This window comes from Streptococcus sp. k-90, from assembly GCF_013277565.1.
Classification (GTDB): domain Bacteria; phylum Bacillota; class Bacilli; order Lactobacillales; family Streptococcaceae; genus Streptococcus.
Map to the genome: position 1 here is coordinate 1 of NZ_VMNE01000001.1, position 23,001 is coordinate 23,001.

The 23,001-nt window shown below is 40.3% G+C and carries 13 protein-coding genes and 2 pseudogenes; 3 read left to right on the forward strand and 12 right to left on the reverse strand.

The window, feature by feature from the left end:
• The 7 genes and pseudogenes from HT734_RS00005 to HT734_RS00035 all read right to left on the reverse strand — a co-directional run.
• The coding region (locus HT734_RS00005) for a DUF1542 domain-containing protein (protein ID WP_173308455.1) at nt 1–3,942 on the reverse strand (3,942 nt) is incomplete at its 3' end.
• Between the two features lie 399 nt (nt 3,943–4,341).
• Nucleotides 4,342–4,794, reverse strand: a pseudogene (locus tag HT734_RS00010) (hypothetical protein); the annotation flags it as partial.
• Nucleotides 4,795–4,804: 10 nt separating this feature from the next.
• Nucleotides 4,805–5,197 (reverse strand): annotated as a pseudogene (locus HT734_RS00015) (hypothetical protein); the annotation flags it as partial.
• A 6-nt stretch (nt 5,198–5,203) separates the two neighbouring features.
• Nucleotides 5,204–6,142, reverse strand: a complete 939-nt coding sequence (locus HT734_RS00020) for an Rpn family recombination-promoting nuclease/putative transposase (RefSeq protein ID WP_173278023.1) — start codon at nt 6,140–6,142, stop codon at nt 5,204–5,206.
• Between the two features lie 100 nt (nt 6,143–6,242).
• On the reverse strand, nt 6,243–7,931 hold the full coding sequence (locus HT734_RS00025; protein ID WP_173278025.1) for an alpha-L-fucosidase: 1,689 nt from the start codon (nt 7,929–7,931) through the stop codon (nt 6,243–6,245).
• Between the two features lies 1 nt (nt 7,932).
• Nucleotides 7,933–11,721, reverse strand: coding sequence for a sugar-binding domain-containing protein (locus HT734_RS00030; RefSeq protein WP_173278027.1), 3,789 nt, complete (start codon nt 11,719–11,721; stop codon nt 7,933–7,935).
• Between the two features lie 182 nt (nt 11,722–11,903).
• Nucleotides 11,904–12,788, reverse strand: coding sequence for an SPFH domain-containing protein (locus HT734_RS00035; RefSeq protein WP_025172052.1), 885 nt, complete (start codon nt 12,786–12,788; stop codon nt 11,904–11,906).
• Between the two features lie 257 nt (nt 12,789–13,045).
• Between HT734_RS00035 and HT734_RS00040 the strand changes: the two genes are divergently transcribed.
• Nucleotides 13,046–13,903 carry a 5'-nucleotidase, lipoprotein e(P4) family gene (locus HT734_RS00040; protein WP_000844826.1) on the forward strand — a complete coding sequence of 286 codons (858 nt, stop codon included), beginning with the start codon at nt 13,046–13,048 and terminating at the stop codon, nt 13,901–13,903.
• A gap of 614 nt (nt 13,904–14,517) precedes the next feature.
• On the opposite strand, the gene adcA is transcribed toward HT734_RS00040, so the two are convergent.
• The 4 genes from adcA to adcR are packed head-to-tail and all read right to left on the reverse strand — an operon-like array spanning nt 14,518 to nt 17,973.
• Nucleotides 14,518–16,020: a zinc ABC transporter substrate-binding lipoprotein AdcA gene (gene adcA / locus HT734_RS00045; RefSeq protein WP_173278029.1), complete on the reverse strand. Its 1,503-nt coding sequence runs from the start codon at nt 16,018–16,020 to the stop codon at nt 14,518–14,520.
• A gap of 9 nt (nt 16,021–16,029) precedes the next feature.
• The gene (locus tag HT734_RS00050; RefSeq protein ID WP_000950030.1) at nt 16,030–16,836 is read right to left on the reverse strand and encodes a metal ABC transporter permease; all 807 of its coding nucleotides are present in this window, start codon (nt 16,834–16,836) and stop codon (nt 16,030–16,032) included.
• Nucleotides 16,829–17,533, reverse strand: coding sequence for a metal ABC transporter ATP-binding protein (locus tag HT734_RS00055; RefSeq protein ID WP_001269496.1), 705 nt, complete (start codon nt 17,531–17,533; stop codon nt 16,829–16,831). Before HT734_RS00055 ends, HT734_RS00050 begins: the two co-directional genes overlap by 8 nt.
• Nucleotides 17,533–17,973: a zinc-dependent transcriptional regulator AdcR gene (gene adcR / locus HT734_RS00060; RefSeq protein WP_042901818.1), complete on the reverse strand. Its 441-nt coding sequence runs from the start codon at nt 17,971–17,973 to the stop codon at nt 17,533–17,535. Before adcR ends, HT734_RS00055 begins: the two co-directional genes overlap by 1 nt.
• A gap of 245 nt (nt 17,974–18,218) precedes the next feature.
• Between adcR and HT734_RS00065 the strand changes: the two genes are divergently transcribed.
• Nucleotides 18,219–19,475 carry an ISL3 family transposase gene (locus HT734_RS00065; protein ID WP_173278031.1) on the forward strand — a complete coding sequence of 419 codons (1,257 nt, stop codon included), beginning with the start codon at nt 18,219–18,221 and terminating at the stop codon, nt 19,473–19,475.
• Between the two features lie 256 nt (nt 19,476–19,731).
• Here HT734_RS00065 and HT734_RS00070 read toward each other — a convergent pair whose 3' ends face one another.
• Nucleotides 19,732–22,422, reverse strand: a complete 2,691-nt coding sequence (locus HT734_RS00070) for an SEC10/PgrA surface exclusion domain-containing protein (RefSeq protein WP_173278033.1) — start codon at nt 22,420–22,422, stop codon at nt 19,732–19,734.
• A gap of 207 nt (nt 22,423–22,629) precedes the next feature.
• On the opposite strand from HT734_RS00070, the gene HT734_RS00075 reads away from it, so the two are divergent.
• Nucleotides 22,630–22,977 carry a helix-turn-helix transcriptional regulator gene (locus tag HT734_RS00075; RefSeq protein ID WP_153226748.1) on the forward strand — a complete coding sequence of 116 codons (348 nt, stop codon included), beginning with the start codon at nt 22,630–22,632 and terminating at the stop codon, nt 22,975–22,977.
• Nucleotides 22,978–23,001: the final 24 nt, after the last annotated feature.

A 23,001-nucleotide genomic window follows, 5' to 3' on the forward strand; every position in this document is an offset into this window, starting at 1 on the left:
TTCTGGTGTTGCTGCGTTACTTGGTTGAGCATCGATTGCATCTGTTGCTTCCTTAGCTTTATCTTGCGCATCTTTCTTAGCTGCTGCTTTTTCTTCATCAGTTAAGTCAGTACGTCCGTCGATGGCTTTTTCTTTCTCAGCTAATTCATCTGCGATTGCTTTCTTAGCTGCTTCTTTAGCTACTGGGTTTACAGCTTTAACGTCTGCTACACCTTTATCTTTTGCATCATTTACTGCTGTTTGAGCTGCTGCTGCTTCTTCTGGTGTTGTTGCGTTATCTGGCTGTGCATTAATAGCGTCTGTTGCTGCTTTTGCTTTCGCTTTTGCATCTTCCTTAGCTGCTGCTTTTTCTGCATCTGTTAAGTCAGTACGTCCGTCGATGGCTTTTTCTTTCTCAGCTAATTCATCTGCGATTGCTTTCTTAGCTGCTTCTTTAGCTACTGGGTTTACAGCTTTAACGTCTGCTACACCTTTATCTTTTGCACCATCTACTGCTGTTTGTGCTTCTGTTGCTTTTTCTGGTGTTTCTGCATTATCTGGCTGCGCGTTAATAGCGTCTGTTGCTGCTTTGGCTTTCGCTTTTGCATCGTCCTTAGCTGCTGCTTTTTCTGCGTCAGTTAAGTCAGTACGTGCATCGATTGCTTTTTCTTTATCAGCTAATTCATCCGCAACTGCTTTCTTAGCTGCTTCTTTAGCTACTGGATTTACTTTCGCAATTTCACCAGTACCAGCAGTTTTAGCTGCATCTACTGCATCGTTTGTTGTTGCAGAGTCGATAGCTTTAGTTGCTTCTGCTGCTGCCGTATTATTTTTCGCAATTGCTGCGTCTTTTTCTGCTTGTGTTAGATTTGGATTTGCTTTAATAGCGTCTTCTTTCGCTTTACGAGCTGCTTCAACATCTGCTTTTGCTGCGTCTTTTTTCGCTACTACTGGGTTATCTGCTGCAATTGCAGTTGTACCAGATTCTTTCGCTTTGTCTAATGCATCTTTTGTTGTTACATTAGCATCATTAATTGCTGTTAATGCTTTTTCTTTATCAGCATTTACTTTATCGATTGCTGCTTGTTTCTCGTCATCAGTAGCATTTGGAGTTTTATTGATGGCAGCAATTTGGGCTTCTGCTGCTTTTTCTACTGCCTCAATAGCTGGTTGTTTATCAAGAGTTACAAAGTCTGATAATGGTTTTTTATCTGTAGATCCGTCTGTGTATGTTACTACAAGTTTTCCATCAGCATCTTTTTCTACTGATTTAATCTTAGTCTTAGCATCTTCAGCATCTACAGTTTTACCTTTTTTGTCTGCAAAGTTGGCATCATCATTAGATTGAGCATACTCAATTTGTAATTTTTCTTTGATTTTTTCTAGGTCAGCTTCTGTTACGTTAGCTGGATCTGCTACAGCTACTTTTTCTGTTGGAGTCGCTATATCGTATTTAAATGTTTGATTTTTAACTAGGAAGTGAGCGTATCCTGGTTTTTGTCTCGCATTAGGATCTTTATCTAGCGCTCTATAATCAGTGTTTGAAAGTTTACCATCGTTGTCTTTAGAAACAATAAAACTTGTCCACTGTTGCCCAGCTGGTAGATTAGTTTTACCAGTCATCTTGATAGTAGCAGTTCTTTTATCTTCAGATACTGAACCTTCTCCAGTCACTGCACCATTTTCAACTTTACCTGTTGGTAATCCATAGCCTGCTGCATTATTCCCTGAAATATCTCCAGGTCCACGTAAGTAAAGATCTTTAACTTCATTTTCATCTGTACCTTTGAAAGTTAAATCAGTGTTTTCACCTGTATAAACATAGATTTGTTTATTAGCTTCATTCGAGTATGGAAGTGCTACTTTTGGAGCTACGTTTACAAAATCTGCTAATGCTTTTGTATCTTTAGAACCATCTTTATATGTTACTACAACATTATTTCCTTCTCTTTCAATTCTTTCAACACGTTCAGTTGGGTTTTCAACCTCTTTTCCTTGTTTATCAAGAAGATTTTTATCTGGGTTTGTAGCAGAGTATTGAATCTTAATACTGTCTTTAATCTGGTTAAACTCGTCTTCTGTGATATTATTAGCATTTGCTACAGTAACTTTTGTCTCTGGATCTTTAATATCATATTTTGCTGTTTGAGCTTTTAATTTGATAGTGAATGATCCTGGATCACTTGCATATGCCTGCTCTGTTGCAGTATTTTTGATATAGGCACCATCAGTATCTGTAGCCGTTGCATAGCGAGTTACAATTTTCAGCTCTCCTTCTGCTGTTTTAGGGAATGAACTTGCAGGAATTCCAGAATTGTCTTTTGAAATGTTACCTTTAATTTTTACAATAGCAGGGGTCTCAGCTGTTGCTACTGTTTCAGTTGAAATTTTTTCAACTGTTGTATTAAACTCATTATTTAAAATATTTGGATTTGATGCATCTTTAGGTGGTTGTTCTACATTTCCACCGCGGGTTATTGTTGCTGATGCTACTTTTCCACTATCATCTTTAAATTTAATAGGAAGCTCAAAGTCTTCATTAGCATATACATAAACGTCTTTTTTACCATCTACAGAGAAAGGAATTTCAACTGTTGGCGCTGCGTTTACACGTGCTACATTTGCAACTGGAGTAGTATCTACTGAATCGTCTTTATAGGTAACAGTAACTGTTCCATTTGCAACAGTGATGTCTTTCACTACTGAAGATTTATCTGCTAAAACTTCCCCTTTGTGAGACGCTAGTCGTGCATCTTGCATCGTTGCCTTATCAGAATATTGAATCTTAATTTTCTCTTTAATTTTAGCAATATCTGCTTCAGTTAAACTATCAATATTCGAAACAACAGTCTTATCAGCATTGGATTCTGGTTGTTGAATGCTGTATTTGTATGTTTGAGACTTAAGAACAATTCTGAAGTATCCATCTGCATTTGCACCACTACTATTAGTTGACATTGTAGAACCATCTTTTGCAGTTATGCGAAGATAACGGTCACCCATAGCGAAGTTTTGATCTTCCGTCTTCGTATAGTTTCTATTACCCATGATAGTATCATTAGGTTGACCTGTCATTCTTACTGTTAATGGTGTATCTGTTTCTGTGGTGATTTTATTGAAATTATATCCATATCCATCTGTTACAGTTGTATCATTTACAGTTTTGAACTTTTGATTTGATGCTTGTGTTACTTCAGCGTATGTTACTTTGTTCGTTGATGAGTTGATTTTAAATTCTACATTAGCTTCTTCTTTGTTATAAACATAGATTTCTTTTGTAGTATCATTTGAAAACTCTGCAGTGTAAGTAATGTTATCTACAGTTTTTGAAGTTTCTGTACGTAACGCATTCTCTTTATCCATCTCTTTACCGTTACGTGGGTCGTTAGAACCTGTGTTTTCGATTGAGTTAGAATCAGATTTCTTTTCTGTATTTTCTGCTTTTTTACCTACAGTTGGTTTACCTTCAGTAGTATCTACTGCTGGAGTTTCTTTTTTCTCTACAGGTTTGTTTTTTAATTTTGAGCTTACTGTAGTGACAAGTTTGCTGTAAGCTTTTTTGAGTTCAGCTTGAGTAGTTGCGTTCGCTAATGTAGCTTTTGCAGCTTCTAAGTCAGATTTTAATACTGCAACACTTTCTTCCGTTTTGTTATCGTAAGAACCGTTAGAAAGTTTTGTTTCAATTTCTGAAATGTAGCTTTCAAGTTGAGTTTTGTTCAAAGCTGGCGCTACTTCTGTCGCAGGCTTAGACTCGTCTTTTTCAGATTGTGGGCTGGCGTTTTCAGTAACCTGTTGTCCCTGAATCTCAGCCGCTTGAACTGATACAGCTCCATTACCTAAGAACATGAAAAGAGCAGCGACCGCTACACTAGCCGCTCCAAAGCTATATTTACGAATCGAATAACGCGTGACCTTTTCACGGTGCAAACGTTCAACACGACTCATAGAGTTTTTGTGTTCCATTTTTTTCTCCTTTTGGAAATTAGTTGATTTAGCTTCTACATAACAAAATTTATTACTTAAAAAGAATAAGCACTGTTCTCTTGTGTATGCAGAAACCTACACTCGTATTCTACCCTATTTTCAATATATATGCAAACTTTTTGACTTCAAATTTTTGCAAAAAAAAAAAGCGTTTTGGGAAAACAAGGAATTTTCAGACAATTTAAATTTGCATTTTTTTACGTTTAAATATATATTTAATCTCTATATTATACTGTTATATTTTTGTTCTATTTATACTTAATTGCAGAAGATGTTACATATATATAATTATAATTTGAGTAAGTTTAAAAACAAGCATTGACTATTAGCCCAAAATAAAACATGCTATCTAATTTGATAACATGTCCCCATTCTCATTTATAGTAAAGCCTCAAACTCAGCGACAGTCATGCCCAATTGCTCACTTGCAACCTCGGAAGTCAGAAGATGCTTACGAACCATATCTAGGAAGGCAAAGAGTTTCCCTCGCTCCAGTCCCTGTTCAAGACCACGCTCTAAACCTTGTTCAATACCTTCTGCACGACCACGTTCTAACCCTTTTTCTTCAGCTTGTTCCAAGGCATAGTCCTGCGCTAACAAGGCTTGTTCTTCTCGCATACGTAGTTGGCTAAACATCTTCCTGTCCTCCTCGGACCAGCTCTTGTAGTCCAGCAGTTGGTCTGCTTGACTGATAGCTCGCTCGGGTTCTTGAGTAAAGGGTTTATTACCGAAAAACTCCAACCACGGCTTACGAACCTCATCTTTGCTGGTTTCTCTGTATTTTTTTAGTTCTAAGAACGCCATCTTGACTAGATGGTTTTCCTGTCCATTAGTGCTGGTCTTACAACAGTGCCTCAAACTCAGCAACGGTCATGCCCAATTGCTGGCTAGCAACTTCAGATGTCAGTAGCTGTTGACGGACTAGATTTGCTAACATAGCGAAACTTCCTTCAGCTTTCCCACGCTCCAGTCCCTGTTCAAGACCACGCTCTAAACCTTGTTCAAGACCTTCCGCCCTAGCAGTCTCCAAGGCATAGTCCTGCGCTAACAAGGCTTGTTCTTCTCGCATACGTAGTTGGCTAAACATCTTCCTATCCTCCTCGGACCAGCTCTTGTAGTCTAGCAGTTGGTCTGCCTGGCTGATGGCTCGCTCGGGTTCTTGAGTAAAGGGTTTATTCCCGAAAAACTCCAACCACGGCTTACGAACCTTGTCTTTGCTGGTTTCTCTATATTTTAGGTCTTATTTATAATGGTCTTTCAATAGTGACTCAAACTCAGCAACCGCCATACCCAATTGTTCACTCGCAAATTCGGAAGTTAAAACATGTTGGCGTACTAAATCAATAAAGGTAAAGATTTGTCCTTCAGCTTTCCCACGCTCTAAACCTTGTTCAATACCTTCTGCACGACCACGTTCTAACCCTTTTTCTTCAGCTTGTTCCAAGGCATAGTCCTGCGCTAACAAGGCTTGTTCTTCTCGCATACGTAGTTGGCTAAACATCTTCCTGTCCTCCTCAGACCAGCTCTTGTAGTCCAGCAGTTGGTCTGCTTGACTGATGGCTCGCTCGGGTTGTTGGGTAAAGGGTTTATTCCCAAAAAACTCCAACCAGGGTTTGCGAACCTTGTCTTTGCTGGTTTCTCTGTATTTTTTTAGTTCCAAGAACGCCATCTTAACCAGATGGTTTTCTTGACCATTATTTGTGATAGTTAAAATCTCACCTGTCGTATCCTCTCGCATACTAAAACTGTGAAAAGCCAAGTCATCTTGGAAGTAGTTGCTATCCACGATAGCTATAGCATAAACTGGTGCAATGTGTTTGTAACTCTGGTGGGTATCACCTTCTCGTTGGCGAATTTTTTCTAAGTTTTGATTGACCTGACTGCAAAGGTAAGCCCACAGGCGATTGATGAAAAAATTCTGATGATGAACTTGAATTTCAATAATTACTTGCGTTCCATTATCCAACTCCGCTAAGACATCTATACTGGTATAGAAATCCTGGGCCGAGTACGGCAGGGAAGGCAAGACGTGAATGTTGCTTCCCTCCAAAATGGTTACATTTTTGGCTGGTAAATCCAACATGTCGCGAATAAATTGACAAGTGATTTCTGGATTGCTGAAAATTTTCTTAGCTACCAAATCATTGGTCGGGCTGATGCCCGGATGTCTTAAAGTCATCCATTTCCTCCTCTTATTATACCACAGTTTTAAATCTAATTTTGCTAGATTCGATGGTTCTACCTATTTATTCGGAAAGGAAATGAATTGTGAAGATATTTTATCTCGTTTCAACTAAAATATGAGCTTGATCAATCAGCTGTCCATCAACAGTCAGATTCAGATAGAAATCCAAGGTCTTATCAGCAGCAAAATACAGGGTCGGTATGGTCAAATCTTTTTTGCTTTCCCCAGCTTGAAACGCAAGGACTTGAATCTCGTCCTGATAGGCGACACCATGCACACCAGTCCCCGGTTGAATCGAAATCTTAACCTCCAAAGGAGTGTTACATTCGCTACGTTCAATCCTAAAATGAAGAGTCTCTCCCTTTGCTACAGCTAGACTTTTTTCTGCAAATGCTAGTCCCTGAACAACTTCTTGTTTTGACAAGCTAGGAGTTTTATAGAGGGAAATCTTGGTCAATACAGGCATAGATTGTGCCTCTGTAATGACCACGCGCACCTTCTGTGCCTCTACTAGCGGCCCTCGCAGGAGGCGCTTATGACCAACTGTAAAGCCCATGCCAAATTCCTGCCAGACACCATCTACCTCTACTTGCACATGAAAAGCAGCGATTCGTTGCCCTAGCTTCAAATCTTCTCTTAACTCAAGAACATCGAAAGTTTTAGGTGACCCTAAGTCGAGTTCTAAATGGATTGGCAAGTCTGCATCGCTTGCCCAAGAGCTGGTCTCAAAGCCGTCTATCAGATGGTGACAGGCAAAGTCTGCGGAGAGAGTAGGACCAGATACCGTAGCTCCCAGAGCCAAATCTTCTTTATAGAGCTCATTGCGATAAGCCGCAAATTCATACAGGCGTTCAATATCCTTTTCATCAAATAGCCCATCTTGATTCGGAGGAATATTGAGCAAGAGTGGAGTTCCCCGACCCACCGAGTGAAAGTAGATTTCGACCAACTCCTCGAGAGACTTAGGATCCTGATCCTCATGGTAGAACCAGCCTGACCGGATGGAAACATCTGCCTCTCCTATTGAAAAAATCGTACCTGAGGGATCTCCATGCTGAAGATAGTCCAGCTCTGCTTCTGTTCCTAGTTTGTCAGGATTCACCTTTTGCCATAGAGGATCACCTGCATACCCTCGTTCATTGCCAATCCAGCGGATACTGGTGCCTTCTGTTGAAAAAATTAAGCAATCTCCCTGCAGTTCACGAATGGTTTCAAACCATTTTTCAAATTCATAATTGACCTTTTGAGCGCCCTCTCCTCTGGCACCATCCATCCAGACCTCAGCAAATTTCCCTCCATTGCCATAGGCAGGATTTGATAAGATTTCCTCCAGCTGTGCCAGATAATAGGCATTATAGTCCGCTTCTCGGTCCACATGATAGAGGGGGCTGTGGGCATCCCACGGTGACAGGTAGACCCCCATATCCATATCAAACTCTGTCGCAGCTTGGGATACTTCAAGGAGCAAGTCCCCTTCTCCATTCCTCCAAGGACTGGCCTTAACCGAATAATCTGTATGAGCCGTCGGATAGAGGACAAAGCCATCGTGGTGCTTGACCACCAAAATCAACTTCTTAAAGCCCGTTTCCTTGAGCACGCGAACCCATTCACGCGCATCTAGCTGTGTTGGATTAAAGCGTTCAGGATCCTCCTGACCTGTCCCCCATTCCTGGTCATAAAAGGTATTAGGTCCAAAATGGATAAAGGCTGCTAATTCATCCTCTAAATACGCTAGTTGGGCCTGACTAGGCAAGGGGCTATGCGGTTTTACTTCTCTTACCATACTACTTCCTATCTACATTTTTCTTTACTTTTTTGGCATGTACTTGTAATTCTGTTAACGCCAGTGGGTTTACCAAATTTTCAAATCGAAGACGAAGAGCATAAGTTTCCACCTTATCAAATTCAAAACGAAGCTCTTCATCCTTGTCGCTTGAAACTTTTCGGATAGCTGATACAGGGCGCCAATTCTCCTCTTGCTTGAGCAGGGAATTCTTATCCAAATGATTTGGAGTCCGAGGCAAGGCAGGCTCATTCCCTATGTAATAATCAATATGGGTAGGATCCACCGCCACATAGTCTTGATTTTCAACATAATACAAGGTCACATTATCCACAAATCGCGGTTTTAAAATCCCTGCATCTCCAAAAAGAATGCCCACGCTGGCTTGCTCTGACTTGGTAATCCAAGTATTGGCTGTCGATTTCTTCCGAGCAATGACCTTGTCATTGAGGTAAGAGGCTGGGTGATTTGGCTCTGAGTGAGAAGCAAAGACCAGAGGCAGGTTGGACCCTGTCCACTGATTGGAAATAACTTCTCCATCTACACTGGCATCTGTCACATGAATGGTGACTGTTGCTGGCAACTCACAGCCCGCTACCTGCCCTGTGAGCACACTTTCTCCTACCTGAGCATAGATTTGAGGATCTAGTTCATCCCAAGTAACCTTGGCCGTATCTCGTCTGCCATCTGATAAGACTAGCTTGACCCGGTCTGGTAAGTGTGGAGCTTCCTTGACAAGCGTCCAAACCCTTTCAGGCTCAATAGCGGAAATCCCTTGGACACAAACCTGAGCAGAAGCCTTTAAATTCAGCCCTTCTAGCTGACCAGATACCGTAAACTCATGAAAGCTTGCCATATCTTCTTCGGAGATTGCTTCCCAAACAACCTTGACTCGTTTTGCACCACCAAACTCATAATCCACTAAGACCGAGGACGGAAGCTGTGGATAAGTCCCCTTATCTGTATACAAGCGAAGCGATCTTACAGAAACCGCCTGCCCTAGCGAGGCATTTTCTGCTACCTGCAAATGCAGTTGATAGGTCTTGCCTTGATAAAAGGCGCGAATAGCCAAGTCCCCTGCAGACAAGCAATGAAGCCCTCCCTGATTGATAATGGCGTGGGCACTACCACTCGTCTCCCAAATCACTTCACTATTCCCCACCTTATTCACAGGGTTATCCACAGTTTGTGGATAAAGTCCAATAGCTGGGGAATCTCCTTCTTGCAAACCTGCCTGCTTGTCCATTCGAATCTCAAATAAGCGCTGATTTTTCACTGGCTGGCAATCAAAAGCCTCTCCTACTAAAAGATCAAAACTTGCCGACTCTAGCCCTCTGGCACTAGCCTTTACTCTCACTTGACCTACCTGCTCCAAGCTCTGAACTAAGAGGACACCTCTGCCATGAAAGGCTTTCCGCTTAAACCGACCACTTTTCTGGGCTTGGTAACGTTCACGACTGGCCTGTCTGCCGTTATCCACACCTACAATGCGAGCAGGACCCTCAATTTTAAAATGAATCTGATTGGAAGCACTCGGCACCCAATTTCCAGCTTGGTCCAATACATCAAAATAAAGATAGAGGAGGTCTTGCCCATCTGGCTCCAGTTTTGTCTTCTCGGCATGTAACCCGATTTTGGCTGGCTTACCTGCAGTCACTGCCGTATCTTCTGCCACAATCTGACCTTGATGGTCATAGGCCACAGCACGCAATTCTCCCGGTTGATAAGCCAAACGCCATTCGAGATAGAGTTGGTCAAAACCTTCTCCCTCTTGGTATTTTCTACCATCTGAAGTCCATTTTTCCTGAAAAGTCTTCCTGCCTTGGGATTTTCCATTGAGAAATAGCTCTACTGAACCAGCATTTGAATACACTCGAACAGGGATATCCCCATACTTATCCACAACTTGTTGATAACTCTTGTGGATTTCCCAATTCCAGTGGGGCAGGATATGAACCATGGGATACTGATCTAGGTCCAACCACTGACTTTGATAGAGATAATAGTCATTTTTGGGAATTCCTGCCGTGTCCACTATTCCAAAATAGGAACTATTGACAGGCGTGTCATTTTGATTGTGCCAAGGAGTCGGCTCACCAATATAGTCCACTCCTGTCCAAATAAACTGACCTGCATAGTCTAGCCGATTTCTATCTGCTATCCAAGAAGCCGTCGCTGTCTTCCCCCAAGGAACTCGATCATTGCCATAGTCTGACTGTTCAAAATTCCGCACGCGACGATTATCCCCAACCCATTCCTTACCTGGGCGAAAATAGCTGTCACGCGTCCTTGTAGCCGATGAGGTTTCAGATCCGTAAAGTCGCCACTTGGGATGTCTTTTGCGAATCCCATCAATATTGTCTTCTGAGTAATTCAAGCCCACCACATCCAGCAAATCAGCAATCTTTTCATGACCTCCAGACCCATCTCCGAAGCGGAATTGATCCATTCCCATGGTCACAAAACGGCTATCATCAACTTCCTTAACCCTTTCTAGCAAGCGTTTGATCGTCTTCAATGAATGAGCATCTCCATTTGCTTCGCTGACTTCATTTCCCAAGGACCACATAAAGATGGCTGGATTGTTCTTGCCACGCTCAATCATGGTGCGCAAATCGTAATCCGACCAAAAATCGCCTACCTTCGCTTCTGGATGAGTCGCTTCTTCCTCAAAAAAGCGACCATAGTCATATTCTTTCTTGCCTCCATACCAGGTATCAAAGGCTTCTTCTTGGATGAGTAGCCCCATTTTGGCAGCCACATCCAGCAAAATACTACTGGCTGGATTATGCGTGATTCGAATAGCATTGACGCCCATTTCCTTCATCTGGCGCAATCGTCTCTCAGCAGCTGACCTGTTTTCCACAGCTCCCAGCGCTCCATAGTCATGGTGCAAACAAACCCCATGAATCTTCAACCAGCGACCATTTAGAAAGAAGCCCTTATCCGCTTGCCAATCCATATAATGGTAACCAAAAGTCTCCTCTTCTTCATCGACCAAAATGCCATTTTTGTAAAGGCGAGTCTTCAATTGGTAAAGGTGAGGATGATCAATATCCCAAAGCAAAGGTTGGAAAATTGATATGGCTTGTTGGAAAGAATATTTATCCCCAGACTCAATCACTAGAGAGTCTGTTGCCTGCCAGTCTGAAACCTGTTGTCCATCATACCAGATACTCTGCTCCAAATACACCGACACGGACTGAGGCCCGTCATTTGAAACCTTGCTTTCAAGCTGAGTTTCCACCCATACATCTCTTTGTTCTTTGAGCTTGGGACTTCCTATCCTAATCCCATATAAATCCAGATGCACCGAATCTGTAATCAATAATTTTACTTCTCGGTAAATACCGCTACCAGAGTACCAACGACTGCTAGGTTGCTGATTTTCCACAAAAACCGCAAGCTGGTTGGCCGTCCCATCATTTCTTAGATAAGGGGTGATATCATAAGAAAAGGGTGTGTAACCATTGGGATAATAGCCCAGCGCTTGCCCATTGATATAGACTTGAGCATTCATGTAAACTCCGTCAAAGCACAAACGCACCGATACAAGACTGGCATCTTCTTCCAAGTAAAACTGTGTCTGATACCAGGCTTGACCACCATTTAACTGACCACCCTCATTTTGCGCTGGCGAATACTGGTCAAAATCATTGTAAATACTCCAGTCATGTGGCACTTGAATAGCCTGCCAATTTTCCCTATGAAAATCCGGCGCCAAGGCCTCTTCTTTCCCCACCTCTTGGCTAAAAAACCAGTGATTTCGTAAAACTTCTTCTCTTCTCATACAAACATTCCTCTTTAAACGAATCAATATACTTGACTATAGCACAAAACAAAAGCGCTTTCAAGACTTCCTCCGTCACTCCCTAAATCCTCAGAAAAGATTCTATAATTTGTGGAGGAGAATTTAGTCCTCACAGCTACAAGGGTAATACAAAAAGAACCTGACTCCAGGCTCTTTTTATATTATTTCTTCTCAGCACGTAGGGCTGACAAGATTTGTGTACGGATATCATCAACACCATTTGGCGTATTTGGTAAAAAGATGGTTTGATTGCCTTTTGCAGCAAAAGTGTTCAAGGTATCCAAATACTGGTTGGTCAAGAGGATGGACATGATTTGTTCTTCTGTCATGCCAACATTGGCTTCCTTGAGTTCGGTGATAGACTCTGCCAATCCATCCACAATCGCCTTACGCTGTTGGGCAATCCCCACACCATGAAGGCGGTCTTTTTCTGCTTCGGCTTCAGCTGCAGTGACGATTTTAATCTTATCGGCTTCCGCTAATTCTTGCGCTGCGACCCGCTTACGTTGCGCCGCATTGATTTCATTCATGGATTGCTTGACTTCTGCATCTGGCTCAACCTTTGTAATCAAGGTTTTCACGATAATATAACCGTAAGTAGTCATTTCTTCTGCTACTTGGTGTTGAACTTCAAGAGCAATCTCGTCTTTTTTCTCAAACAATTCATCCAAGGTTAATTTGGGAACAGAAGAGCGAAGGGCGTCTTCGATATAAGATTTAATCTGAGATTCTGGACGCATGAGTTTATAGTAGGCATCTGTCACACTCTGCTCATTGACACGGTACTGAGTCGCCACATTCATCATAACGAACACATTGTCCTTGGTCTTAGTCTCAACCACAATATCGCTTTGCAACAAGCGCAACTGAATCCGCGCTGCAATCGAGTCAATCCCAAAAGGCAAGCGAATGTGAATACCGCTATTGGCAACCTTTTGGTATTTCCCAAAGCGTTCAATAATCGCCACCGATTGCTGACGAACCACATAAACTGTACTCAGTGTGACTATCACCAATAGGAGCACACAAACCACCACAAAAATCATCAAAAATGTTGCCATTATCGTGACCTCCATTATTATTTTTTCCTGTATTATAGCACATTTAAAGAAGGTTGTGCACTTTTTACTGCAATTTTTCCTGAAATGTCAATAATTAGAGGTGAAACTACATTTCAAGTTAGTAAACGCTTTTTTCATTACGTTAACTTCTATAGAACCTACATCAATAGTCAGGGAATAACTTGCCTTAACTTTTCCCTCGTGCTATACTAGTGATTGAAATTAATAATAGGAGATATTTCATGAAAACAGCAAAAACTACTGTTACAATCCTTTCTGCACTTGCTTCTGTCGTCTTATTGGCTAGTTGTGCAACAAAGTCTACAGAAACACAGACAAACAATAATAGCTCATCTGATAATCAAATTACAATGACATATGACCAACTACGGTCAAGAGAAAACACTATGTCAACCCTTTGGTACCAAAAATCAGCTGAAACTAAAGCTTTATACATACAAGGTTATAACGTTGCAACAAATCACCTAAAGGAATTGCTCAAAACAGAATCAGACAAACCTTACTCTATCGTTTTAGACTTGGATGAAACTGTCCTAGATAATAGCCCTTATCAAGTACAAAATGTCAAAGATGGTACAGCATTCACACCCGAAAATTGGGATGTTTGGGTTCAAAAAGCTGCAGCAAAAGCTGTCCCAGGTGCCAAGGATTTTCTTCAATTTGCTGATCAAAACGGTGTCCAAATCTACTATATTTCTGACCGCTCAGCTAATCAAGTAGATGCTACTATTAAAAATCTTGAAAGTGAAGGAATTCCTGTTCAAGGACGTGATCATCTCATGTTCTTAGAAAGCGGTGTAAAATCCAAAGAAGGTCGTCGCCAAAAAGTTCAAGAAAAAACAAATCTTATCTTATTGTTTGGTGATAACCTCGTAGACTTTGCAGATTTTTCTAAGACTTCTGAATCTGACCGTGATAAACAACTTGAAGAATTGCAAAAAGAATTCGGTGAAAAATTCATCATCTTCCCAAATCCAATGTACGGATCATGGGAATCAGCTGTATACGGTGGTAACAAACTAGATGCTAAAGGTCAAGTAGAAGAACGCCAAAAAGCCTTGCAAGGTTTTGATAAATAAAACAAATAAGCTGATTCTACATAAAATTAGGCTAACTTACAATCTTCAAAAAGTGGATAGGAAGGAATTCTGATAATCAGAAAACTTTCCTATCCACTTTTATGATTGATATAACATCTGATACTATACATTTTTTGATTTTAAAGATTTTTTGCCTATCCCCTATATTTCAAAAATTAAGCAATGTTGATGATCTAAATTTGATGTGTATACTATTTTTGTCATCAGTTACCGATTACGTTCCTTACGGTTCGTGAGAGGAGGTGAAACTAATGAGCCTTATCATAGAACTCGCTCTTACTATTATAGCGGATGTTATAGCAGGGATTGTCTTGTATTTCGTCTGCAGATGGCTAGATAGTAAGGACTAGACCGAGTGACTAGCCTATCAACACCCGTTAAATCTCTAAGATACGTCAAAAAAGCCCTTAACTACTGGCATAGTTAAGGGCTTTGGTGTTCTAATGAACCTTATCAATTAACTACATTCTAGCATATAAACCCCGATATTTCAAGAGTTTTATTTATTTTTTACAGTTCTGAAAGGTCCATAATGAAGTTAGCCATCTAATACCCAAAAACCGACTAACTCCTATGAACTAGTCGGCTTCTCATCAATGCGCCAACATTTCTTGGGCGATTTCTTGTCCAGATAGGTTATCTGGGTAGTAAGTTGGCCAGTTATCCATTTCTTCAAAGAGTGCTTCTTGGCTTGTTCCTCCAAAGAAGATATGGAAATGTTCTGCCTTAACTGGGGCGATATTGTGGTCACTAAACTGAACATACTTGAACTGTCCAGCATCAGCATCTGTCGCTTCAAAGAGGAAGCGCACACCACGATTGCCTTTCTTGTAAGTCAAGATTTTCTTTCCAACATACTTATAAGTATATTTCTTGCTTTGTCCACCTTGAACAAATTCCATAGTATTATCAGTAATGTTAATCTTAGTCACATCTGTCTGGTAGCCTTTTGTATAGTAGGCCTTGTACTCAGCCTGAGTCATCTTGCCAGTCAACTTAGCCTTGTAGTCAAAGACTTGATCAAACGTGCCATCTTCAAGGAAAGGATAAACTGATTGCCAGTTACCTGCATAGTCACTCAAGGTGCGGTCCTTGACAGCTGTATCCTCAAAGTAACCATTTTGGACTGTCTTGGTATCCTCTGCCTTTTCAGGCTCGATAGCTGGGCCTTCTTGGCCCGTTGTTTGTTTCAGAGCCTTGAGGTTTTTCTCCATAACGGAAATATAGTTTTCGCCAGCCTTGGTGTCCTCTTCTGTCAGACTTTCCAAAGGATTGAGGACATCTGTTTTGACACCTGCCTCTTTTGAAAGTGTGTTAGCAAGGGCTTGTGAAGCATTTTCTTCAAAGTAGATATAGGCAATTTTATTTTTCTTGACATACTCTGTCAATTCTGCCAAGCGAGCTGCTGATGGCTCTGCATCTGGAGAAAGTCCTGAGATTGCGACTTGTTTGAGTCCGTAGTCCAAGGCAAGGTAGTTAAAGGCTGCATGTTGCGTTACAAAGCTCTTTTGTTTGGCTTGAGACAAGCCTTCTGCATAAGCCTTATCCAAGGCTTGCAATTTTTCGATATAGGCAGCAGCATTCTTCTCAAAGGTCTCTTTTTTATCAGGATAGTCTGCTGACAAGCTGTCACGGATGTGCTCTACTAGTTTAATGGCACGAACTGGTGATAACCAAACATGGGGATCGTACTCATGGTGATGGCCTTCTTCTCCATGGTCATGGTCTCCCTCTTCTTCGCCACCTGGCAAGAGCAACATATCACCTGTCGCCTTGATAGTTTTCACCTTTTTCTTATCCAAGGTATCTAACAATTTAGGTACCCATGTTTCCATGTTTTCATTTTCATAAACGAAGGTATCTGCGTCTTGGATTTTGGCAACTGCCTTGGCAGAGGGTTCGTATTCATGGGGTTCTGTACCAGCACCGATTAGGAGTTCCACATTAGCCTTATCTCCTGCGACTTGCTTGGTAAATTCATAGACAGGGTAAAAGGTCGTCACGATATTTAGTTTTCCATCTGCCTGCTTTTGATTGGAACAAGCCACTAAAAACAAGACACATAGACTGGCTAGCAATAAGCTAATTTTTTTCACGTTCGTCTCCTATTTGATAAAACGTCTTACTAAACTAATGAGTAAAAAGACAGTTACAAAAATAATGGTAATACTTGCACTTGCAGGTGTTTCTGCATAGTAGGAAATGTAAAGTCCTGCTACCATTCCCAAAAATCCAATAGCACTGGCAAGCAGCATAACCGATTTAAAGTTTTTCCCCAGACGAAGGGCAATACTAGCTGGTAAGACCATGATAGTCGATACCAAAAGAGCTCCTGCAGCAGGAATCATAAGGGCAATGGCCACCCCTGTCACCATGTTAAAAAGAATAGACATGGTACGAACTGGCAAGCCATCCACAAAGGCCGTATCCTCATCAAAGGTCAAGATATACATAGGACGAAGGAAGAGGAAGGTCAAAATCAAAACAACCGCCGCAATAACGAAGAGGGAAATGACCTGCTCCTCACTAATAGTCACAATCGAACCAAAAAGGTACTGGTCCAAACTCATAGAACTAGAACTTTTCCCCTTGCTCATGACAATCAGAGAAACAGCCAGACCCGTTGACATGAGGATTGCTGTCCCGATTTCCATAAAGCTCTTGTAAACCGTACGGAGATACTCCAGAAAGACCGCCGCAATCAAGACAATAGCAATAGTTGAAATAGTCGGAGAAATCCCCAAAACCAACCCAAAGGCTACACCTGAAAGAGAGACGTGGCTGAGGGTATCACTCATCAAACTCTGACGACGCAAGATAAGGAAGGTTCCAAGAACTGGCGAGAAAAGACTCATAGCAATAACCGCCAGAAAGGCGCGTTGCATAAAGTCATAAGATAATAAACTAAGCATGGCCCACCTCCTGGTCATTCTCATGAACGTTGAAACAACGCCATGGCGAGTCTTGGTTACGGACTAGATGAATATTGCGGTCCGCATAGTCCTTAACTTCTTCAGGGTCATGAGTAATCATCAAAACAGCCTTGCCATGATGATGGGCGCTGTGGTGCATGAGTTCGTAAAATTCGTTTTTACTTCCTGCATCCATCCCCGTTGTCGGCTCATCTAGGATAAACACATCTGGATCAGAAGCAAACATACGCGCAATCACCGCTCGCTGCTTTTGTCCCCCAGAGAGAGAACCCAAGCGTTTGTCTCGGTGTTCCCACATACCAACTGAATCTAAACTGGCCTTGATATGCTCCTCATCATGAGCATTCAAGCGACGGAACCATCCCTTTCGCGGATAGCGACCCGACTTGACAAATTCATAAACCGTACTTGGAAAACCTGCATTAAAACTGGCAATCTGTTGAGGAAGGTAAGCTATTCTCAATTTCTTACCCTGCGTATTTGTCTTTGAAATGGTCACCTTGCCAATGCGTGGCTGAAGAATTCCAAGACTGGCCTTGATGAGTGTCGTCTTAGCTGCCCCATTCTCCCCTGTCAAGGTAACAAATTCCCCACTATCAACACTATAATTGATATGTTCAAGAACGGGCTCCTTATCATAATAGAAGGATAAGTCCTCTACCGTAATATATCTCATTATTTGATTTCTCCTACTAAAGCAGTCAAAAACCGCTGGATCACTTTTTGTTCATTTGGAGTAAACTGAGTCGCCACTTCTTCATAGGTTAAAAGTGTATGCTCATGGTGATGATGGTGCTCCTCAGCAATTGGACGAGCCAAATCAGTCAACTGATAAAAAATCACACGCGCATCCTTAGGATCTTTAGATGTTTCCAACATCCCTTCCTTGACCAAAGATTTAATGGCCTTGGTAACTGCCGCCTGACTGACATTGAGACGACGGGCCAATTCTGAATTTGTTAAAGATTCTTCTGATAAAAGCATGAGAATGTGCTCCTGAGTATTGGTCAGGGCCACCTCACTAGTGCAATGACCTATTAGGATTTCATGCTGATTTTCTGCCTGCAAAATCACCTCATTCAAAAAGGCATCGATATCTTTCGCTAGCTGTCTCATGTGTTACTCCTTTCCTTTTGGACTTCTCTTTTTTAAGAGAAAAATACTATTCTTTGAAATTTTATTTACTGGTTAATTATATCACAAGCAAAAAAAGAGTCAAGAAAAAACGTGAAAACTAGGGCTCTATAATATTTGTAGTGGGTAAATCCCCTATAGATATTATGGAGCCTATTTTGGTGTAGAAAAAAAGTCCCATAAGATCTATAATGAAAAGTGACCAAACTATCATTAGAAAGAATCATATGGAACAATTACATTCTATCACAAAACTACTCGATATTAAAGACACTAATATCCAAATTATAGATATCATTAATAAGGGTACACACAAGGAAATCATCGCTAAACTAGACTATGAGGCCCCATCTTGTCCTGATTGCGGAAGCCTAATGAAGAAATATGACTTTCAAAAACCGTCTAAGATTCCTTACCTTGAAACGACTGGTATGCCTACTAGAATCCTCCTTAGAAAACGCCGTTTTAAGTGCTATCAGTGCTCTAAAATGATGGTCGCTGAAACCTCTCTCGTCAAGAAAAATCACCAAATACCTCGTATCATCAACCAAAAGATTGCTCAAAAGCTGATTGAAAAAACTTCCATGACCGATATTGCTCATCAGTTGTCTATTTCAACTTCAACTGTCATTCGCAAGCTCAATGACTTTCACTTTAAGCCTGATTTTTCTCGCCTTCCTGAGATGATGTCTTGGGACGAATATACCTTTACAAAAGGAAAGATGAGTTTCATTGCACAAGATTTTGATAATCTCAGTATCATCGCTGTTCTTGAAGGTAGAACACAGGCTGTCATCCGAAATCACTTTCTTCGATACGATAGAGCTGTCCGATGTCGAGTGAAAATTATTACTATGGATATGTTTAGTCCCTATTATGACTTGGCTAAACAGCTTTTTCCGTGTGCTAAAATCGTTCTAGATCGCTTTCACATTGTACAACATCTTAGCCGTGCCATGAGTCGTGTGCGTGTCCAAATCATGAATCAGTATCATCGAAAATCCCATGAATACAAGGCTATCAAGCGTTACTGGAAACTTATCCAACAAGATAGTCGGAAACTCAGTGAGAAACGTTTTTATCGCCCTACTTTTCGTATGCACTTAACAAATAAAGAGATTCTAGACAAGCTTTTGAGCTATTCAGAAGACTTAAAACACCACTATAATCTCTATCAACTCTTACTTTTTCACTTTCAGAATAAGGAAGCTGACAAATTTTTCGGACTCATTAAGGACAATCTAAAGCAGGTTCATCCTCTTTTTCAGACTGTCTTTAAAACCTTTTTCAAGGACAAAGAGAAAATCGTCAACGCCCTTCAATTCCCCTATTCAAACGCTAAACTGGAAGCAACCAATAATCTTATCAAACTTATCAAACGAAATGCCTTTGGTTTTCGGAACTTCGAAAACTTCAAAAAACGGATTTTTATGGCTCTAAATATCAAAAAAGAAAGGACTAAATCTGTCCTTTCTCGAGCTTAGCTTTTCTTCAACCCACTACAGTTTTATCTTAGTTAAAATAAGTTAGAATATGTAAGTGAGTATCAGATATACCAAGACATCGTCACCATCTAAGGTATATTCAAAATACAAAAGTTGACCAAAGGTTGACCAACTAGATTTCCGGATATCCTTATATATTCATTCTCAAAATTAGTTTAAATAGCGTAGTCTTTTAAACTAGTTTTGTGAATCCAAAAAATCTTCCTATTTATAATAAGAAGATTTTTATATTATTCTAATTCTTTCTACGTACTGTTACGAGTCCAAATACTCCAAGAATTGCACCGAGTACCAACATTGCAACACTTGATGACTCGCCTGTGTCTGGCAATGATTTTGCACGTTCTACTCGTGAATATGTCACTTTTTCATCTGCACCTGCTTTAACAGCTGGAGCTGAATATGTTTGTTGTTTATCTTTTGTTTGTTCTTTATCTTTCACAACAACATCTTCTTTAGTATCCAAAGTAACATCTTTACCTGATTGTGAAGCTGTCTTAGATTTATCAGCAGTTTCTTCAATATTTTCTTTAGGTAAAGTATTAGAATTTGAGTCTACAGCCACAACAGTTCCATCTGGTAGAGTTGCAACTACATTATCTTTAGCTTTGTTTTCTAAGTCTAACAACTTATCAAACTCTTCTTGGATTTCAGCTAATTTAGCTTGTTCAGTTTTCAATTTAGCTGTAACGGCATCTAATTTATCTTGTGCCAATTTTGCAGTAGATTTTGCTTGAGTCAATTTTGTTTCTAAATCAGCTACTTTTGCTTGCGCAGTTGCAAGATTCTTGTCTGCGTTTAGATAAGCACTCAATTCAGTTGCAATTGCTTTCGCATCTGACACCAATTGGTCTTTTTCTGCATGGAGCTTCGCTTGTTCAGCTTGAAGTGCAGTCAACTTGTTTTCTTCAGCTTGCAATTTTGCTTGTGCACTTGTAAGAGCAGTTTCAGCATCTTTTTGGGCAGTTTTAGCTGTAGCTAGTTCATCTTTAGCTGTTTCAAGAGCAGTTTCTTTTTCTGCTTGGCTTCTTGAGAAGTTTTCAACAGCTGTTTCAGCAGTTGCTTTACGTTCTTGTGCATTTTTCAAAGCAAGGTTTGCCAATTGCAAGTTCTTTTCAGCGACTTCTGTTTGAAGTGGTGTTTCTGATTTGCTTGCCAATTCTTTTTCAGCGTCTGTTTTAGCTTCAAGTGCAGAAGCATATTTGCGTGAAGCTGATGCCAATTCTGCTTTAGCATTTGTAAGAGCAGTTTGAGCTTGACTGTTTTGTTTTTGGGCTTCAGCTAGTTTTGCTTCAAGTCGGGCAAGGTCATTTGATTTAGAAACTGGAGTTCCTTCATTTGAAAATGCTGTAATCATGTAATGACGACCATTGATATTAGCTACGTCAATACCAACATATTTTGCAAAGTTTAGGTTTGCATAAAGGTGTCCCCATGGACGACGTTTATCAGCATTTGAAACGCCATCAAGATATGTTGTGAACATCAAATTGTTGTATACAGCTTGTTTTAGTTCATACATATTTGAAATATCAGAACGCATTGAAGCAACGTTTTCAACAGCATTAGGTACGTGACCATGAACCATTGGGTCTAATCCACGTTTTTCATATTTTTCAGCTTGTGTTGACGCTAAAGTAACAGCTTCTTTAGTTGTTCCTGTTTCTGATTCTACGTTGAATGAATCCTTAAATGCATTTTTGATTTGTTTCAATCCATTGACGTAAAATTCTGAGATTTCAAGTTTTTGAGCATCTGTTAAATTGTCAATATCAACTGGACGGTTTTGATCAGCTTCATCATATTTGACGTTAGCATTTGATTTTTTAACGATGTCAGCTACAGATGTAAGAATAAAATCATCTAAATCATTTTTGATTGTGTTATTTTTATTAGCTTTTTCTAATTTTAATAGTTGTCCAAATGTAACAACATTTGAAGACACACCAGCTGATTTCAATACATCTGCTGAAAATCCATTATACACATTTGTTGGAATAGTGAATGTTGGATTTGGAATGTTCATTCCTTCAGATTTATTCAACTTAGCTTTTTCAACATCTAATGCAGTTTGTGCTTCTTTTTCTTTAGAGGCTGTAGCATCTGCTTTTTCTTGGATAGAATCCACTTTGTTTTGGTCTGCGTCCATCATTTCTTTAGCTAATTTCAAGGCATCATTTTTGACGTTCACATTGTTCTCAGCTTGTTTGATGGCATCTGCGCGGTTGCTATCTGCTTTCTTAGCGGTTTCGACAGCTTTTGTTGCGCTTGAGATATTCGCATTTGCTTGTTCAATATCTTTTTCAGCTTGGGCAAGTGAGGCTTTTGCTTCGCCAAGTCCTGAACCATTTAGCGCGTCTTCAGCTGATTTTACATTAGCTTCTTTAGCGGTTACTGCTTTATCCGCTTCAGCTTTCTTACTTGTTGCGCTTGCAACATTAGCAGTTTCAGTTGCTACAGTCTCAGTTTGAGCTTTAATCGCTTCAGTAGACGATTCAGTTGCTTTTTGATTGGCTTCTTGAGCTTTTACGTTGGCGTCTTGTTTAGCTTTTGTAGCAGTAATATTTTCTTCTGTAGCATTTGCTTTAACGGCTTCCGCTGACTTCAAGTCCTCTTTAGCATTTGTCAAAGCAGTTTCGGTAGTTGTGACAGCTTTGTTAGCAGAAGTAGCTTCAGCTTTTGCTGTTTCACTTTCAGCTTCAACTTGTTTAACAGTAGACGCTTGAGCATCAAGAGCAGGCTTGATATCAGAAGATTTCTTCACTTCTGGTTTTGCATCAGCTACAGGTTTTGAAACAAGAGCTGGTTCATTGACAGCAGTTGTATCAACTGCTGTTGTAGTAGTTGCTTCCTGAGCAAATGCAGGCGCACCAACAGACGCAAGCGCAATAGCTGTTGAGGTTGTTAGGGTTTTTAGTTTCTTCATCATTTTCTCCTTTTAAGAGCTAATAGGATTGGTTTGACTGTTAAGTCAAACCATGATATATGTAGTATATCATGCAATTTTATATATTTTATAGCACTATTTTAACACATTTTTAGTTTACAGACAATATTTTTGTAAAACTTTGTTTATATATGGGTTATTTTCTAGTTTTATTCCATGTATTATGGTACATAAATGAGGTAAAACATGGAACCTATTCAATTAAAAAAATATATCGGTCAAAAAATTCGTACTATTCGCAAAGAAAAAAGATTAAGCCAACAACATCTCAGTGAAAAGGCTGGTGTGGGTATAGATTATATTTCCAACCTTGAAACCAAAGGTTCAAATATAAAGATTGATACACTAGAAAAGATTATTACAGCTCTTAATATCACACCATCAGAGCTATTTGAAAGCCGTATATCCCCAAAGAACCCACATCTAGAGTTATTAGCTGACCAATTAGCTCAACTTCCACAAAGAAGCCAAGAACAGCTCTTAGAAGCCTTCCAATTACTAATAAAAACTGTTAAAGAAAAACCAAACCGCTAAGATACACACATCTTAGCGGTTATT

Bases quoted from the DNA above. Each gene is read 5' to 3' on its own strand.
- HT734_RS00020 (WP_173278023.1), bottom strand. From the start codon at position 6,142: ATGACTTTAAGACATCCGGGCATCAGCCCGACCAATGATTTGGTAGCT.
- HT734_RS00025 (WP_173278025.1), bottom strand. From the start codon at position 7,931: ATGGTAAGAGAAGTAAAACCGCATAGCCCCTTGCCTAGTCAGGCCCAA.
- HT734_RS00030 (WP_173278027.1), bottom strand. From the start codon at position 11,721: ATGAGAAGAGAAGAAGTTTTACGAAATCACTGGTTTTTTAGCCAAGAG.
- HT734_RS00035 (WP_025172052.1), bottom strand. From the start codon at position 12,788: ATGATTTTTGTGGTGGTTTGTGTGCTCCTATTGGTGATAGTCACACTG.
- HT734_RS00040 (WP_000844826.1), top strand. From the start codon at position 13,046: ATGAAAACAGCAAAAACTACTGTTACAATCCTTTCTGCACTTGCTTCT.
- HT734_RS00050 (WP_000950030.1), bottom strand. From the start codon at position 16,836: ATGCTTAGTTTATTATCTTATGACTTTATGCAACGCGCCTTTCTGGCG.
- HT734_RS00055 (WP_001269496.1), bottom strand. From the start codon at position 17,533: ATGAGATATATTACGGTAGAGGACTTATCCTTCTATTATGATAAGGAG.
- adcR (WP_042901818.1), bottom strand. From the start codon at position 17,973: ATGAGACAGCTAGCGAAAGATATCGATGCCTTTTTGAATGAGGTGATT.
- HT734_RS00065 (WP_173278031.1), top strand. From the start codon at position 18,219: ATGGAACAATTACATTCTATCACAAAACTACTCGATATTAAAGACACT.
- HT734_RS00070 (WP_173278033.1), bottom strand. From the start codon at position 22,422: ATGAAGAAACTAAAAACCCTAACAACCTCAACAGCTATTGCGCTTGCG.
- HT734_RS00075 (WP_153226748.1), top strand. From the start codon at position 22,630: ATGGAACCTATTCAATTAAAAAAATATATCGGTCAAAAAATTCGTACT.